Raw genomic sequence first — 15,481 nt, forward strand, 5'->3', positions numbered from 1 at the left:
TCACGGCTTCAGGAATACGATGCGGCGTGGTGCGGGTAATCCACCAGACGCGAGCCGATGACCATTTCACTGATCCAGTCGGTCAACAGCGTCGTGTAGGCGTGCTGGCTGGTGTCACTGCTCAGGCCGTGATCAGCGCCATCGAGCAGCCGGTAGGTCAGCGAATGCGCCAGGTCAAAGGCCGTTCGGTAGCTCATCAGCGTCGCATGGGGGACATAGTCGTCCTGCTCGGATTCGACCAGCAGAACATCACCTTTAAAGTCTTTGCACGCAGCCAGCGCCCGGTTATCCGCCGCAGTCACCGCGGAGCGTCGATAATGGGCCAACTTGTCACGGTCCAGCGCTTGTTTGGGCATGTCCCAATCGGCATCCCAGTACAGCGCCGGCACGCGCAGGGCCAGCCAGCGCACCGGACGCATGCCACTGAGAATGGTCGCCAGGTAACCCCCGTAACTGCTGCCGATCACGGCGATGGCGTTGTTGTCGACCGCCGGATGGCTCGCGAGTCTGTCATACGCCGCCAGCAAGTCTTCCATGCTGTGCTCACGGGAAACCGACGCACGCATTTCATGGGTACGTTCATGTCCGCGCAGATCGAATGTCAGGCACACGCACCCCAGACCGGTGATGTTCTTGGCTCGCGCCAGATCGCGCTGCTGACTGCCGCCCCATCCATGCACGAAAAGAATGCCGGGCATCTTGGCGCCCGGCGTGAGGATCGTGCCGGAGATATGGTCATCGCTGACGCGAATGTCGATGGTCTCACTGCGTACGGTCATAGGGCTGGACCTGTGTGAATTTGCTGATAAGGCCGACATCCGGATCGTCGCCTTCGTAAAGAACATGAGCGTCGGCGGGCAGCGTGGCTTGTCCGTAGACTTCATGGCTGGAGGCTGAAATACGCTGCAATTGCGGGTCTGCCGCAAAGGCAACCAGCGCCTCGACCTCCGCTGGACTCGCGCCGCCGATCCGCCACGATTGCTCCAGCACGCCGGAACACACCTGGCCCCGCGCGTTGGTGCCATGCGCAATGTCATAGTTGCGGCGCGAGGCCAGGAAGTCAGGAAAACAGTCCAGGGCCGCGCGTTCGTAGCACATCGCCTGCGTCACCGAGCGACGCACGTCCGGATCGAGGTCGAGCTTGAGCAACGCGTCATAGTCGCCACGCACCAGCCACAATTGCGAGCCGCCATAGACGGTTTCGCCCGCGTTGTCTTCCGTCAGGCTCTGGGTGCCGTGGTAACTGACGGTCATGCCGGCGACCTGAACCTGTCCGACGCTGTAGGTGATGACGCCGGTCAGGTCCTCCTCGAGCACGAGGCCCCATTCTTCTACTTCGCGCATGTCTTGCGCGGCAAGGGCCGCGTCAAGCTCTGTTTCGGATGTCACGACCAGTTGGCCACGTCCTGCCGTCGCCAGCACCGGCTTGACCCGCACGGGACCGTCCTTGAGCAGCAGACGGCCTGCGCGACGGGCGTCGGCTTCATTGAACACGCTGAAACCGGCCAGTACGGCGTCCGCTGCGTCTTCAAAAAAACGATCGGACCAGCCTTCGGGCCGCGAAGTCGCGTCGGTGATCAGGGGGTGGGAGATGGCTTTGGTTGCCATGAACGGGTAATCGATCAACCCACCGAAGAAGTCGTCGGCCGTGCGAATGTTCAATGCTTCGCCTTGCCGTTTGCCGATCAGCGTGTCGGAAGGGATGTAATAAAGCGCGTGATCTTTGTGCAGCGCAGGGTCGTAAGCGCCTGCGAAGGTTGCGCCCAGCAGTCTGGCGATGCGATTGCCGAGGGCTTGCTGAACAACGGTTTCATGGGTGGCGAGTTTCTTGTGGGTGGCCAGCAGAACGACTTCAGACTTAGCAGTGCTGCGTGATTCGCTCATGGGCGAACTCCCTGTTGGCGCGCATATGGCGACGATGCAACCGAGACAATGCAAAGGACTATTGAGTCCAGCTTGCCGCTGATCAACGTGGTCGAGCGGCATCGGCAAGCCAGACGGGTCTTCAGATTCACCTGCAGCGTCAAGCCGCTTTGCGAATGGCGCTGATCAGTTCCTGCTTGGTCATCGTCGAACGACCGGGGATATTAAGGCCACGCGCCCGCTGCATCAGATCGACCTTGGTCTGTGCATCCAGTGACTGCCCGCTGGTGTTGCGCGGCGCGCCTTTCTTGGCGGCAACGGCGCGTTTGGCCGAATCCTTGCGGTCGTGGGTTTTGGCGCTGGCGGACTTTTTCGTTCCAGAGCCGCCTTTCTTTTCGCCGCCGCCGGATTGTTTGTTCACAGTGGCCCAGGCACGCGCTTCGGCTTCACCTTTCGACACGCCTTTTGATTCGTAGCTGTCTTCAATGTGCGCGGCTTTGCGCTTCTGCTCAGTGGTGTACTTGTCTTTGTTTTGTGTGGGCATTTTCAGTCTCCCATTCATTTCGATGCGGCGCGCGTGCTGCGCCGCCCATGACGTATGAAGAGCATCGGGCCACGTAGTTCCTCGGCGCTGATCAGTGGTCAGCGTTCTGACCAGCCATCTGCCGCGCCGCGTCGGCTTCGCATTCAGGGAATGGCTTGGTGTGATCCGCTTCTTCGCGGTCGCCCATCGCCTTGTACTTCTTGCGCAATTCGTGCAGCTCTTTTTGATCGAGATTGTCCAGGCTCAGTACGGCGTTCTGCGCGTCTTTGGTGACGCGCAGCAGCTCATCGATCTTGATGTGCAGTTGATCGGTGTCGCGGTTTTGAGTGTTCTGAATGAGGAACACCATCAGGAACGTGATGATGGTGGTGGAGGTGTTGATGATCAGCTGCCAAGTGTCATTGAAATGAAACAGCGGCCCGGTCGCCGCCCACACGCAGATCAAAAACACAGCGACGAGGAAGGTCCGAGGGCTGCCGGTCCATTTCGACAGCGCCTGCGCGAACTTGGAGAATGTCATTGCCGGTGTCCTTAACGTTGAAAAGAGATATCCAATTGACCACGGTGGGCTGTTGAAATTTCTTCTTACAAAATGAAATCGGCGTGCAGGGCTTCAGCTCCAGCCGAAGACATCCTTGGCGTTCTCGGTGCTGGCCTGCGCCAATCGCTGCGGCGTTACCTTCAGCCACTCCGAGAGCGCCATGCAGATGTCAGGCAAATGCTCCGGACTGTTGCGCTGGCCGGGGTACATGGCAGGCGCCATGTCGGGAGAATCGGTTTCCAGCACCACGCTGCTCAAGGGCAACTCGGCAATGACACGGTGCATGCGCAGGGCTTGTGGCCAGGTCGCAGCGCCGCCGAGCCCGAGCCTGAAACCCAGCTTGATGTATTCCTTCGCTTCCTCCCGACTGCCCGCAAACGCATGGACGATGCCATTGCGTCTGAGCTTGAAGCGCTTGAGCGCGGCAATCGTGTCGGCGTGACTGCGACGCACGTGCAACAGCACCGGCAGGTCGAAGTCGGCGGCCATTTGCAGCTGGGCGTCGAACAGGCGCTGTTGCTGCTGGCGGTCCAGCGATTCGACGTAGTAATCCAGGCCGATCTCGCCCACGGCGCACAGTTTGGGATGCCCGGCCAGATGCGCCAGCCTGTCGCGAAGGTCTTGAAGATGTTCCGGACGATGCTCGTTCAGGTAAATCGGGTGCAAGCCCAGCGCGGCGTAAACCCCTGGCTCGCGCAACGCCAGATCCCACACCCGCTGCAGATTGCGCTGATAGACGCCAAGCACCACGAGCCGCTCCACGCCCAATTGGCGGCAGTGGTCGAGCACGCGTGCCCGATCGGCGTCGAAGTCGTCGAAATCAAGGTGCGTGTGGGTGTCGATCAGCTTCACGCTCAGGCCTCGTGAATGCGATGCTTGAAGGTCCGCACGATGGCGTGCACGCCAGGTTCGTACTGATCCTGCTCGACCGCCGACAGCGCCAGCGCGAGCGCCTTTTCTGCGATCAGGTGATGCTGCTGGGCCATGGCGTTGACCGGTAGCGGCAGGAAATCGAGCAACTGCGTGTCACCGAACGTCCCCAGATGCAGTTGATCGGGATTGAGCCGACGCTGATGCAGCAGATCGAAGACGCCCTGCAACAGAACATAGGACGTGGTGATCAGCGCATCAGGGAAGTAGCCAAGCCGGTCCAGCATGTCACTGGCCAGTTGCAGGCCACATGCGCGACTGAAGGCCTCGCCGTGTTCGATGATGACTGAGCCGGTGAAGCCGTCCAGCGCATCCTCGAAACCGCCGGCCCGCGCCTGACTGACGCTCAGTTCTGGCCGTGCGCCGATCAAGGCAATGTGCCGTGGCCGGGTTTCCAGCAGGCTGCGGGTCAATTGCTGACTGGCGTCGTGGTCGTCGCTGACCACCGAGCAGAAGTGTGCCGGGTCCATCTCCCGGTCGATGGCGATGACCGGGGTGCCTTGCTGCTGCAGCGCACGGTAGCTGTCGTCGCTGGCGGGCAGACAACTGGCGACGAATAATGCATCGCAGCGCCGGGCACGAAACAGCTGCAACAACTGCAATTCGCTGATGGGATCATCGTCGGAACTGGCGATGAGCAACTGGTAACCGCGAGCACGAGCGCCTTGCTCCAGTTGCTTGGCGATGCGCGCGTAGCTGGGGTTTTCCAGATCGGGCAGGATGAAGCCCAGAGTGCGTGTGTGGCGACTGCGAAGGCCCGCCGCCTGTGGGTTGGGGCGGAAGCCATGCGCCTCGACCACCGCTTGTACGCGTTCGACCGTTGCATTGCTGATGCGCTGCTGTTCGGCCTTGCCGTTGATCACGTAGCTGGCCGTGGTCACGGAGACACCCGCCAGACGCGCAATATCACTGAGTTTCAAGCCGAACATTCCTTTTGTCATTGGCAGGGTGCCGAGATTTTCACCCATTCGTGGGCATCATTACAGCAGACCGTCGTCAGGATTGAAGCTACAGGGTTTTTGAAGACTCTTCCTACATCATTCGACCAGCTGAGCTTCAAACTCCCGAGATTATCGAGTAACGTGCGCGGCGAATCAGATTAAACGATTCAGCATGCGTGTTTATTGCTGAAAACAGGTAAAACTTCGGTGTCCGTACCGATGTCGATTGAAGCGCCCGGTCACGATGCCCGGTCTACAACAAGAATCACGCGCACCGTGCGCGGCACAGGAGAACGGCATGCTCGAACTCACCGTTGAGCAAATTTCCATGGATCAGTCGGCCGCGGACAAACCCGCCGCGCTGCAACTGCTGGCCGATCGACTGGTCGCAGACGGACTGGTCGCCGAAGGCTATCTGCAGGGCCTGCAAGCGCGCGAGCAGCAGGGTTCGACCTTCCTCGGTCAAGGCATCGCGATCCCCCACGGCACGCCACAGACCCGCGATCAGGTGTTCGCCACCGGCGTGCGTCTGATGCAGTTTCCCCAAGGCGTGGACTGGGGCGAGGGGCAAACCGTTTATCTGGCCATCGGCATCGCGGCGAAATCCGACGAACATCTGCGCTTGCTGCAATTACTGACCCGAGCACTGGGCGAGACCGACCTGGGCGAAGCCCTGCGTCAGGCGAAAACGCCTGAGGCTTTGCTTGGCCTGCTGCAAGGTGCTCCGCAGGAATTGGCCCTGGACGCGCAGATGATCAGCCTCGGCGCCTCCGTGGACGATTTCGAAGAGCTGGTATGGCGCGGTGCCAGGTTGTTGCGCCGCGCGGAGTGCGTCAACAATGGTTTCGCTGCCGTCTTGCAGCAAGTCGAGCCATTGCCCTTGGGCGAGGGATTGTGGTGGTTGCACAGTGAGCAAATGGTCAACAAACCGGGCCTGGCGTTCGTCACGCCGGACAAGCCGATGCGTCATCTCGGTCAGCCACTCACCGGACTGTTTTGCCTCGCCAGCCTGGGCGAATCCCATCAGGCGCTGCTCGAGCGCCTCTGTGCGTTGTTGATCGAGGGTCGGGGTCATGAACTCGGCCAGGCGACCAGCAGCCGTGCCGTGCTCCAGGCGCTGGGTGGCGACGTTCCGCCAGACTGGCCGAGCGAGCGGGTGCTGCTGGCGAACGCCCATGGCCTGCACGCCCGCCCGGCGAAGATCCTTGCGCAGTTGGCCAAAGGATTCAAGGGAGACATCCGCGTGCGCGTGGTGGACGCCGGCGAGAACCCGGTGTCGGCCAAAAGCCTGAGCAAATTGCTGAGCCTGGGCGTAAGGCGTGGACAGCTGCTTGAGTTCATCGTCGAACCGACGATCGCGACCGATGCCTTGCCTGCACTGATCGGCGCGGTTCTCGAAGGGCTGGGCGAAGAGGTCGAGCCTTTCGCGACCCAAAGCGCGCCGACGCCGATGTCCGCCGTCATCGAAAAGTCACGAGTCGCGCCCGCCGCTGGTGCGCAGATCCAGGCCGTCGCCGCCGCGCCGGGCATTGCCGTGGGACCCGCCCATGTGCACGTGCTGCCGGTGTTCGAGTATCCGTTGCAGGGCGAGTCCTACAGTGTCGAGCGCGAACGGCTACACACAGCACTGGCTCAGGTGCGTGCTGACATCGAACAACTCATTGAGCGCAGCACGGCGAAAGCCATTCGGGAAATTTTCATCACGCATCAGGAAATGCTCGCCGACCCGGAACTGGTGGACGCCGTTTCTCTGCGGATGAAGGAAGGCGAGAGCGCGGCGGCCGCGTGGATGAGCGTCATCGACGATGCCGCTCGGCAACAGGAACAACTCAAAGATGTATTGCTGGCCGAGCGAGCTGCCGACCTGCGTGACGTCGGACGCCGGGTACTGGCGCAGCTCTGCGGCGTCGACGATCTGGTCGAACCCGATGAACCCTACATCCTGGTCATGGATGAAGTCGGGCCTTCCGATGTGGCGCGGCTTGATCCGGTGCGAGTGGCAGGCATTCTTACCGCACGAGGTGGCGCCACGGCTCACAGCGCCATCGTTGCCCGGGCGCTGGGTATTCCGGCGCTGGTGGGCGCGGGCGATTCGGTGCTGCTGATCAAGTCCGGTACGACGCTGCTGATTGATGGCCAGCGTGGTCGTCTCGACGTCGCCCCGGATGAGCCGACGCTGCAGCGCGCCTTGCTCGACCGCGACACCCGCGATCAGCGGCTCAAGGCCGCGGCCGCATTGCGCATGGAGCCGGCGATCACCCGGGACGGTCATGCCGTGGAAGTCTTCGCCAATATCGGCGACAGCGCAGGCACGCCGGCGGCAGTGGAGCAGGGCGCCGAAGGCATCGGCCTGTTGCGCACCGAATTGCTGTTCATGGCGCACAGCAGCGCGCCCGATGAGGCCACGCAAGAGGCCGAATACCGGCGTGTGCTCGACGACCTGCAAGGGCGGCCGCTGGTGGTGCGCACGCTGGATGTCGGTGGCGACAAGCCGCTGCCGTACTGGCCGATCGACAAGGAAGAGAATCCGTTTCTCGGCGTGCGCGGCATACGCCTGACCCTGCAACGGCCGGACATCATGGAAAGCCAGCTGCGGGCGTTGCTGCGCGCTGCCGATAACCGGCCGCTGCGGATCATGTTTCCAATGGTCGGCACGGTCGAGGAGTGGCGCCAGGCCCGGGACATGACCGAGCGGCTGCGTGCGCAAATCCCGGTCAGCGACTTGCAACTGGGGATCATGATCGAGGTGCCGTCGGCGGCGTTGCTGGCGCCGGTGCTGGCAGCGGAAGTGGACTTTTTCAGCGTCGGCACCAACGACCTGACGCAATACACCCTAGCCATCGATCGGGGTCATCCGACCCTGTCCGCCCAGGCCGACGGCTTGCACCCGGCGGTTCTGCAACTGATCGACATCACCGTTCGCGCAGCCCACGCCCATGGCAAATGGGTCGGTGTGTGCGGCGAACTGGCGGCCGACCCGTTGGCCGTGCCCGTTCTGGTGGGGCTGGGCGTGGATGAATTGAGTGTCGCGGCGCGCAGTGTGGGCGAAGTCAAAGCCTGCGTCCGTGATTTGAATGTGGCCGATGCCCGGCGACTGGCGCAGGCCGCGCTGGCGGTCGGCAGCGCGGCGCAAGTGCGTGCCCTCGTGGAGGGGCTGTAATGGCGAAAATTCTGACATTGACCATGAACCCGGCGCTGGACCTGACCGTCCAGCTGGGCCCGCTGCACGTCGGCCAGGTCAACCGCAGCGAAGCCATGCTCTGCCACGCGGCGGGCAAAGGCATCAACGTCGCTCAAGTGCTGGCCGATCTCGGGCATGAGCTGACCGTTGCGGGCTTTCTGGGCGTCGACAACCAGCAGCCGTTCGAAACGCTGTTCGCCAGGCGCGGGTTCGTCGATGAGTTCGTGCGGGTGCCGGGCGAAACCCGCAGCAACATCAAACTGGCCGAAAGCAGCGGCCGGATCACTGACCTGAACGGCCCAGGCCCGGTCGTGAGCGAGCAGGCGCAGCAGGCCCTGGCGACCCGCATCGAACAGATTGCCAGCGATTTCGACGTTGTCGTCGTGGCGGGCAGTCTGCCCCGTGGCGTCGATGCGCAGTGGCTCAAAAACCTGTTGCTGCGCCTCAATGCGCTGGGCCTGAAAGTCGCGCTGGACACCAGCGGCGAAGCGCTGCGCGCGGGGCTGGAGGCATCGCCCTGGATGATCAAACCCAACACTGAGGAGCTGGCCGACGCGCTCGATGCGCCGATCATCTCCATTGCGGCCCAGGCGCAGGCTGCCGCTGCGTTGCGTCAGCGCGGCATCGAACACGTGGTCATCTCTCAAGGCTCGGAAGGCGTGCACTGGTTCAGCGCTAACGTCGCGCTTCAGGCTTTGCCCCCCAAGGTCAGCGTGGCAAGCACGGTCGGCGCCGGGGATTCGCTGCTCGCCGGGATGGTTCACGGCCTGCTCAGCGCCCACAAGCCCGAGCAGACCTTGCGCACGGCGACGGCCATTGCGGCGATGGCGGTGACGCAGATCGGCTTCGGCATCAACGACACTGTTCAGCTCAAACGGCTGGAAAGCGGCGTCAGCGTACGCACCCTGACCGCATGACAAGAGAGGAAGTGTGATGAAGTTAGCCATCGTTACGGCCTGTCCGAACGGCAAGATCAGCAGCGTCCTCAGCGCGCGTCTGCTGGATGCGGCTGCGCAGCGTCAGGGTTGGGAAACCTGCGTGGAGATTCACGATCCGCGCCATCCGGAAAAGCAGTTGTCGGCCGCCGAAATCGACGGCGCTGACTGGATCCTGGTCGTCAACACCGGCCCGCTCGACCTCAACCGTTTCTCTGGCAAACGCCTGTACCAGGCCACGCCTTCGCGCGCGTTGCAGGACGTCGACGGGTTTCTGCGTTCCGCCGCTGAACTGGCCACCGTGCACACCGCCGTGGCAGCTGCGGTCTCAACCGGCACTGGCGCCGGCGCCCAGCCTCGGTTGGTGGCGGTGACGGCATGCCCGACTGGCGTGGCCCACACGTTCATGGCCGCTGAGGCAATCCAGCAGGCAGCGAAGCAGCTGGGTTACGTGCTGGATGTCGAAACCCAAGGCTCGGTGGGGGCGCGTAATCCACTCAGCGCGCAGGCCATCGCCGACGCCGACGTGGTGTTGCTGGCCGCCGACATTGAAGTGGCGACCGAGCGGTTCGCCGGCAAGCGCATCTATCGTTGCGGCACCGGCGTCGCGCTTAAGCAATCGCAAGCCACACTGAAAAAAGCCTTGGCCGAGGCCGAAGTCGAGTCGTCGCAATCAACAGGCCAGGCATCTTCGAAGAAGGAAAAGACCGGCGTCTACAAGCACTTGCTCACCGGTGTCTCGTTCATGCTGCCCATGGTGGTGGCAGGTGGTTTGCTGATCGCGTTGTCGTTCGTGTTCGGCATTCACGCCGCGGATGAGCCCGGCAGCCTCGCCGCCGCGCTGAAGCAGATCGGCGCCGGTGCGGCGTTTCAGTTGATGGTGCCTCTGCTGGCCGGGTATATCGCCTATTCCATCGCCGATCGACCAGGCCTTGCGCCCGGCATGATCGGTGGATTGCTGGCGAGCACGCTGGGCGCGGGTTTCATCGGCGGGATCGTGGCGGGGTTTCTCGCCGGCTACAGCGCCTGGGCGGTCAATCGCTATGCGAAGTTGCCGGCCAGCGTCGAGGCGCTCAAACCGATTCTGATCATCCCGTTGCTGGCGAGCCTGTTCACCGGGCTGGTGATGATTTACGTCGTCGGCCAGCCGGTGGCGGACATGCTCGAGGGCCTGACTCACTTCCTCGACACCATGGGCACTGCCAATGCCGTGCTGCTGGGGGTTCTGCTCGGTGCGATGATGTGCGCCGATCTGGGCGGGCCGATCAACAAAGCGTCGTATGCGTTCTCCGTGGGGCTGTTAGCGTCGAGCAGCGGCGCGCCGATGGCCGCGACCATGGCGGCCGGTATGGTGCCGCCGATCGGCATGGGCATTGCCGCGCTGCTGGCCCGGCGCAAGTTCGCACAGAGCGAGCGGGAAGCGGGCAAAGCGGCGTTCGTGCTCGGCCTGTGCTTCATCTCCGAGGGTGCGATTCCCTTTGCCGCCAAGGATCCGCTGCGCGTGATTCCCGCAAGCATCGCAGGAGGCGCGCTGACCGGGGCGCTGTCGATGTTCTTCGGTTGCAAGCTGATGGCGCCGCATGGCGGTCTGTTCGTCTTGCTGATCCCGAATGCCATCAACCATGCGCTCTTGTATTTGCTGGCGATCGTGGCCGGCAGCGTGGTGACCGGCGTTCTGTACGCGTTGCTCAAACGCCCGGAAGTCGTGGAGCTGGATGCGGTGCCCGCCGGGGCTTGATGCTCGAACGGAGCAAGACACCCGCGGCCAAGCGCGCTCCTGCAGAGGATCTTCCCGGCTGAAGCCGGTCCTACAGCGCTGCGAGCTTTTTCGTAGGACCGGCTTTAGCCGGGAATGCGTCGGGTGTTACGCGGTTGAACCAAACGGGAGCGTCAAAGGCAGTTGGCTCGGCCCTTCAGGTGACGTGCACGCTGTCACATTCCCCCAACATTGCATTGTTAGGTTCCTCTTTTGCCATTTGCTTAAGGGGGATAGAAATGACTCAGTTCGACCTGACCCGCCGCCGCATCATCCAGGCCGCTGGTGCCGGTCTGCTTTTACCGGGGCTGGCGCCTGCGGTGATCGCTTCGGTGAAAGACCGCCCGAAAATGACCGACGGCGTGCAGTCGGGTGATCTGCTCGGCGATCGCGCCATGGTCTGGAGCCGCAGCGATCGGCCGTCACGGATGGTGGTCGAGTGGGACACGCGCAGCATGTTCACCCAGCCGCGCCGCGCGGTTTCGCTGCTCGCCGACCAGCGCACCGACTTCACCGCCCGCGTCGAACTCACCGGCCTGCCCACCGATCAAGCCATTTTCTATCGCGTGTTCTTCGAAGACGCCCAGACCGGCGTTGCCAGCGAGCCCTGGTTCGGTCATCTGCGCAGCGTGCCGCAGACGCGTCGCGACATTCGTTTCGTCTGGAGCGGCGACACCGTCGGCCAAGGCTTCGGCATCAATCCGGACATCGGCGGGATGCGCATCTACGAAGCCATGCGCCTGCGCTTGCCGGACTTCTTCATCCACAGCGGCGACACCATTTACGCCGATGGGCCGGTGCCTGCCGAAGTGGTCACCGAAGGCGGCAGGATCTGGCGCAACATCACCACCGAAGAAAAGAGCAAGGTCGCCGAGACCCTCGATGAGTATCGCGGCGCCTACCGCTACAACCTGATGGATGAAAACCTGCGCCGCTTCAACGCCGAGGTGCCGCAGATCTGGCAGTGGGACGACCACGAAGTGAGCAACAACTGGTCGCCAAGCAAGCAGTTGGATGACCGGTACAAGGTCAAGGACATTCAGTTGCTGGCCTCGCGTGGTCGCCAGGCGTTTCTCGAGTACGCGCCGATGCGTTTGCAGAGTGCCGACAACGGGGGCCGCGTTTATCGCAAGCTCAGCTACGGGCCGATGCTCGACGTCTTCGTGCTCGACATGCGCAGCTATCGCGACGGCAACGATGCCAACCTGGCCGACAAGCCCGGGCCGACCACGGCCTTTTTGGGGCGTGAGCAACTCGACTGGCTCAAGCGTGAATTGCAGGGTTCCACGGCGCAGTGGAAGGTCATCGCCGCCGACATGCCGATCGGTCTCGGCGTGCCGGACGGTGAGATCAGCCCCGGCGTGATGCGTTGGGAAGCGATCGCCAACACCGACAACGGCGCGCCCAAAGGTCGCGAGCTGGAAGTCGCGGAGCTGCTCGGTTTCATGCGTCAGCAGAAAATCCGCGACACCGTCTGGCTGACCGCCGATGTGCACTACTGCGCCGCGCATCATTACCATCCGGACCAGGCCGTGTTCCAGGATTTCGATCCGTTCTGGGAGTTCGTCGCCGGGCCGCTCAACGCAGGAAGTTACGGGCCCAATCCGCTGGACAAGACTTTTGGTCCCGAACTGGTGTTCCAGAAAGCGCCGCCTGCGCAGAACACGTCGCCCTTTGCCGGATTCCAGTTTTTTGGCGAAGTGAACATCGACGGTCAGAGCGGCGAAATGACCGTGACCCTGCGGGATCTGGATGGCGTATCGGTGTTCGAGAAGAAGCTCGTGCCTGCGCAGGTTTGAGCCAGGCGCTGACTGAATGGGTGAGACCAGTTTGGAGTGAGCCAACGGTCTCTAACGCCGCCTGCGATCTACGGCCTTACACCCGACGCTTTCCCGGCTGAAGCCGGTCCTACGAAAAGTTTGCGGTCTGTAGGACCGGCTTTAGCCGGTAAGAGGCCGGTGCATGCCGGGGAGATGCGCCGGCCCGGCGTCAGTCTTCGCAAGCTTGCTCGCTCCCGCACGGATCGATGTGACGGCTCCCTTCTATGGTTGTACGATCACTTTGCAATTCTCGGTAACACTTAGCCGTTCCCTGGCCTATCATTAGCCACCTAACGACAGCTCAGGGTTTGGTGTGCATGCTGGCAATTTTTCTGGAAACCCTGAACATCACGGCACCGGTCTTCGCGATGCTGTTTCTGGGGGTGCTGCTCAAGCGGGTCGGATGGATCAACGACGGTTTCATCCATACCGCATCGGCGCTGGTGTTCAACTGCACGATGCCCGCGTTGTTGTTCCTGGGCATCATCCACGCGGACCTTCATTCAGCGCTGCAGCCGGGCGTGCTGATCTATTTCATCGTGGCAACGCTCGCAGGCTTTGCGCTGGTCTGGGGCTGGGCGATTTATCGGGTGCCGTTCGTCGAGCGCGGGACTTACACACAAGGGGCCTTTCGCGGTAACAACGGCGTCATCGGCCTGGCGCTTGCCGCCAGCATGTATGGCGATTACGGCATCTCCCTCGGGGCGATCCTCGCCGCGCTGGTCATTCTCTTCTACAACACGCTGTCGACAGTGGTGCTGGCGGTCTACAGCCCGGTGATCAAGTCCGACCCGTGGAGTATCACCAAAAGTGTGATGGCGAACCCGCTGATCATCAGCATCGTCGCCGCCACGCCGTTCGCGTATTTTCAGATTCCGCTGCCCAAATGGCTCGACACCTCCGGCAGCTATCTGGCTCAGATGACATTGCCGCTGGCGCTGATGTGCATTGGCGGCACCCTGTCCCTCAAGTCGCTGCGGGAAAGTGGCGGGCTGGCGATCAGCGCCAGCATGATGAAAATGGTCTGGTTGCCGTTGGTGTGTACGCTGGGGGCATGGCTGCTTGGCTTCCGGCAAGCCGAACTCGGTATTCTGTTTCTGTATTTCGGCGCGCCGACAGCGTCATCCAGCTTCGTAATGGTGCGCGCTGCCAACGGCAACCACGAGCTGGCGGCGTCGATCATCGTCATCACCACGCTGGCCGCCGCCGTGACGACCAACATCGGCATCTTCATCCTGCAATGGGGCGGCTGGATCTAGCGACTATCGCCGTCACGGTGAGAAGTGGGCTTGGGCGCATGCGCGATGTCACACGCCATGACGTTGTTTGATGCACTGTCGGTGAGCGCACAGCGCACTCGCGCTCCTGCTACGCCACCGACCCGTTCCTCAATGCTGCCGACGCCAAGCCCTGAACGTGCTGATCAGCACACCTAATCCCAGCACCGGCAGCGCGTAGTGCACCATCAGCCGCTCAAGGCGTTCGGCCAGTGGCATACCGGTCGCGAACGAAACGATGTGCAGGCCGTAAACCGCATACAGACCCAGCAGCAACAGCCCTTCCAGCCGGGTGATCCGGTATCCCGAATAAAACAGCGGCAGGCACAGGAAGGCGACGCCGAGCATCACCGGCAGGTCGAAATCCAGCGCGTTGGGCGAGATCGACAGAGGGCCGGACGAAATCAGCGCCGTCACCCCGAGCACGCCCAGCAGGTTGAACAGGTTGCTGCCGATGATATTGCCCACCGCGATGTCGCGCTCGCCGCGCAAGGCTGCGATCAACGAGGTCATCAGCGCTGGTAGAGATGTCGCCACCGCAATGACGGTCAGGCCGATGACGCGCTCGGACAGGCCAAGATCCTCCGCCACCACCACGGCGGCGCCGACCAGCAGGTGGCTGCCCAGAATCAGCAACGCCAGACCGCCGGACATCAGGGCCAGGCGGCCGATGATCGGCCAGATCCGCCGGCGCGGCGCCGTGTCGGTGGCGGCGACATGACGTACGCCGTGGGCGAACTGGCGCAGCACAATAAACAGATAGCCCGCCATGCCCAGCAACAGCAGCACGCCATCCAGCGCGCTCAGCACGCCATTCCACGCCAGTGCTGCGACCATTGCAGTGGCGGCAATCATCAGCGGCAGGTCGACGCGCACCAGTTGCCGCGCCACGCGCAGTGGAATAATCAGCGCCGATAAACCCAGCGTCACCAGCACATTGAAGATGTTGCTGCCGATCACACTGCCCACGGCAATATCGGTGCTGTCGGTGAGCGCGGCCTGCAAACCGACGGCCATCTGCGGCGCGCTGCTGCCCAGCGCAATGACGGTCAGGCCAAGAAACAGCGGACGGGTTTTCAGCAGGGCAGCCAGCACCACGGCTGCCCGCACGGACAGCTCGGCGCCGACGATCATCAGCAGAAGGCCACAGGCCAGCTCGATCAGCGTGGGCAGTGGCAGGTTGGAGAGGGCGAGAATTCAGGGCACCTGTCAGTCGTCGAGGGCTTGTACCCGCACTTGGGCGGTTCCGCTGCGCAGCATACCCAATTGTTCGGCGGCTGCACGCGATACATCGATCAGCCGCCCGCGCGTGTGCGGACCGCGATCATTGATGCGGACGACAACCTTGCGGTCATTGTCCAGATTGGTGACCTGCACGCGCGTACCGAACGGCAGCTGGCGATGGGCGGCGGTCAGGGAGTTCTGGTCGAAGCGTTCACCGCTGGCGGTGCGCTTGCCCTGGTGGCGCGAGCCGTAATAAGAAGCGCCGCCGGTGGCGTTGTAGCCGTGTGGATCGATGATGCTTTCACTGGCGCAACCGGCCAGCATGGAGAGCAGGGCGCATGTGCTGAGTAGCCGCCACATGGGTACAGTCCTTGATCGTTCCCATGCTCCGCGTGGGAATGCCGCGCGTGACGCTCCGCGTCACAAAAACGGACGCAGAGCGTCCGAGGATGTGTTCCCACGCGGAGCA

Annotated in this window: 13 protein-coding genes; 5 read left to right on the forward strand and 8 right to left on the reverse strand. The window is 62.7% G+C overall.

Annotated features, from left to right (window positions below; genetic code table 11):
• Window positions 1–8 precede the first annotated feature (8 nt).
• The 6 genes from BMZ10_RS13375 to cra form a co-directional block, all read right to left on the reverse strand.
• On the reverse strand, window positions 9–779 hold the full coding sequence (locus BMZ10_RS13375) for an alpha/beta hydrolase family protein (RefSeq protein ID WP_093462800.1): 771 nt from the start codon (window positions 777–779) through the stop codon (window positions 9–11).
• Window positions 763–1,884: a DUF3182 family protein gene (locus BMZ10_RS13380; protein WP_093462803.1), complete on the reverse strand. Its 1,122-nt coding sequence runs from the start codon at window positions 1,882–1,884 to the stop codon at window positions 763–765. The genes BMZ10_RS13375 and BMZ10_RS13380 overlap by 17 nt, the downstream gene beginning before the upstream one ends.
• A gap of 139 nt (window positions 1,885–2,023) precedes the next feature.
• A complete protein-coding gene (locus tag BMZ10_RS13385; RefSeq protein WP_093462806.1) occupies window positions 2,024–2,407 on the reverse strand; it encodes a Rho termination factor N-terminal domain-containing protein in 384 nt (127 codons plus the stop codon).
• 91 nt (window positions 2,408–2,498) lie between these two features.
• On the reverse strand, window positions 2,499–2,927 hold the full coding sequence (locus BMZ10_RS13390) for a low affinity iron permease family protein (RefSeq protein WP_093462809.1): 429 nt from the start codon (window positions 2,925–2,927) through the stop codon (window positions 2,499–2,501).
• A gap of 93 nt (window positions 2,928–3,020) precedes the next feature.
• Entirely contained in the window at window positions 3,021–3,806 is a 786-nt protein-coding gene (locus tag BMZ10_RS13395) for a TatD family hydrolase (protein ID WP_093462812.1), read from the reverse strand.
• Window positions 3,803–4,798: a catabolite repressor/activator gene (cra, locus tag BMZ10_RS13400; RefSeq protein ID WP_093464143.1), complete on the reverse strand. Its 996-nt coding sequence runs from the start codon at window positions 4,796–4,798 to the stop codon at window positions 3,803–3,805. Before cra ends, BMZ10_RS13395 begins: the two co-directional genes overlap by 4 nt.
• Window positions 4,799–5,117: 319 nt before the next feature.
• On the opposite strand from cra, the gene ptsP reads away from it, so the two are divergent.
• The 5 genes from ptsP (at window position 5,118) to BMZ10_RS13425 (ending at window position 13,770) form a co-directional block, all read left to right on the forward strand.
• The gene (gene ptsP / locus BMZ10_RS13405; RefSeq protein ID WP_093462815.1) at window positions 5,118–7,979 is read left to right on the forward strand and encodes a phosphoenolpyruvate--protein phosphotransferase; all 2,862 of its coding nucleotides are present in this window, start codon (window positions 5,118–5,120) and stop codon (window positions 7,977–7,979) included.
• A complete protein-coding gene (pfkB, locus tag BMZ10_RS13410; RefSeq protein WP_093462817.1) occupies window positions 7,979–8,917 on the forward strand; it encodes a 1-phosphofructokinase in 939 nt (312 codons plus the stop codon). The genes ptsP and pfkB overlap by 1 nt, the downstream gene beginning before the upstream one ends.
• Before the next feature lie 16 nt (window positions 8,918–8,933).
• Window positions 8,934–10,673 (forward strand): PTS fructose-like transporter subunit IIB, encoded by a 1,740-nt coding sequence (locus BMZ10_RS13415; RefSeq protein WP_093462820.1) that lies wholly within the window; start codon window positions 8,934–8,936, stop codon window positions 10,671–10,673.
• Between the two features lie 257 nt (window positions 10,674–10,930).
• Window positions 10,931–12,490, forward strand: a complete 1,560-nt coding sequence (locus tag BMZ10_RS13420; protein WP_093462823.1) for an alkaline phosphatase D family protein — start codon at window positions 10,931–10,933, stop codon at window positions 12,488–12,490.
• Window positions 12,491–12,828: 338 nt separating this feature from the next.
• Window positions 12,829–13,770 carry an AEC family transporter gene (locus tag BMZ10_RS13425; protein WP_093462826.1) on the forward strand — a complete coding sequence of 314 codons (942 nt, stop codon included), beginning with the start codon at window positions 12,829–12,831 and terminating at the stop codon, window positions 13,768–13,770.
• Window positions 13,771–13,899: 129 nt separating this feature from the next.
• Here the strand turns inward: BMZ10_RS13425 and BMZ10_RS13430 are convergent, their stop codons facing one another.
• Entirely contained in the window at window positions 13,900–14,952 is a 1,053-nt protein-coding gene (locus tag BMZ10_RS13430) for a calcium/sodium antiporter (protein WP_093462829.1), read from the reverse strand.
• Between the two features lie 45 nt (window positions 14,953–14,997).
• A complete protein-coding gene (locus BMZ10_RS13435; protein ID WP_093462832.1) occupies window positions 14,998–15,372 on the reverse strand; it encodes a septal ring lytic transglycosylase RlpA family protein in 375 nt (124 codons plus the stop codon).
• Between the last annotated feature and the right edge of the window lie 109 nt (window positions 15,373–15,481).

The sequence above is a fragment of the Pseudomonas sp. NFR16 genome (assembly GCF_900108875.1).
Taxonomy (GTDB): Bacteria; Pseudomonadota; Gammaproteobacteria; order Pseudomonadales; family Pseudomonadaceae; genus Aquipseudomonas.

Bases quoted from the DNA above. Each gene is read 5' to 3' on its own strand.
- BMZ10_RS13435 (WP_093462832.1), bottom strand. From the start codon at position 15,372: ATGTGGCGGCTACTCAGCACATGCGCCCTGCTCTCCATGCTGGCCGGT.
- BMZ10_RS13415 (WP_093462820.1), top strand. From the start codon at position 8,934: ATGAAGTTAGCCATCGTTACGGCCTGTCCGAACGGCAAGATCAGCAGC.
- BMZ10_RS13390 (WP_093462809.1), bottom strand. From the start codon at position 2,927: ATGACATTCTCCAAGTTCGCGCAGGCGCTGTCGAAATGGACCGGCAGC.
- BMZ10_RS13385 (WP_093462806.1), bottom strand. From the start codon at position 2,407: ATGCCCACACAAAACAAAGACAAGTACACCACTGAGCAGAAGCGCAAA.
- BMZ10_RS13375 (WP_093462800.1), bottom strand. From the start codon at position 779: ATGACCGTACGCAGTGAGACCATCGACATTCGCGTCAGCGATGACCAT.
- pfkB (WP_093462817.1), top strand. From the start codon at position 7,979: ATGGCGAAAATTCTGACATTGACCATGAACCCGGCGCTGGACCTGACC.
- BMZ10_RS13380 (WP_093462803.1), bottom strand. From the start codon at position 1,884: ATGAGCGAATCACGCAGCACTGCTAAGTCTGAAGTCGTTCTGCTGGCC.
- ptsP (WP_093462815.1), top strand. From the start codon at position 5,118: ATGCTCGAACTCACCGTTGAGCAAATTTCCATGGATCAGTCGGCCGCG.
- BMZ10_RS13420 (WP_093462823.1), top strand. From the start codon at position 10,931: ATGACTCAGTTCGACCTGACCCGCCGCCGCATCATCCAGGCCGCTGGT.
- BMZ10_RS13425 (WP_093462826.1), top strand. From the start codon at position 12,829: ATGCTGGCAATTTTTCTGGAAACCCTGAACATCACGGCACCGGTCTTC.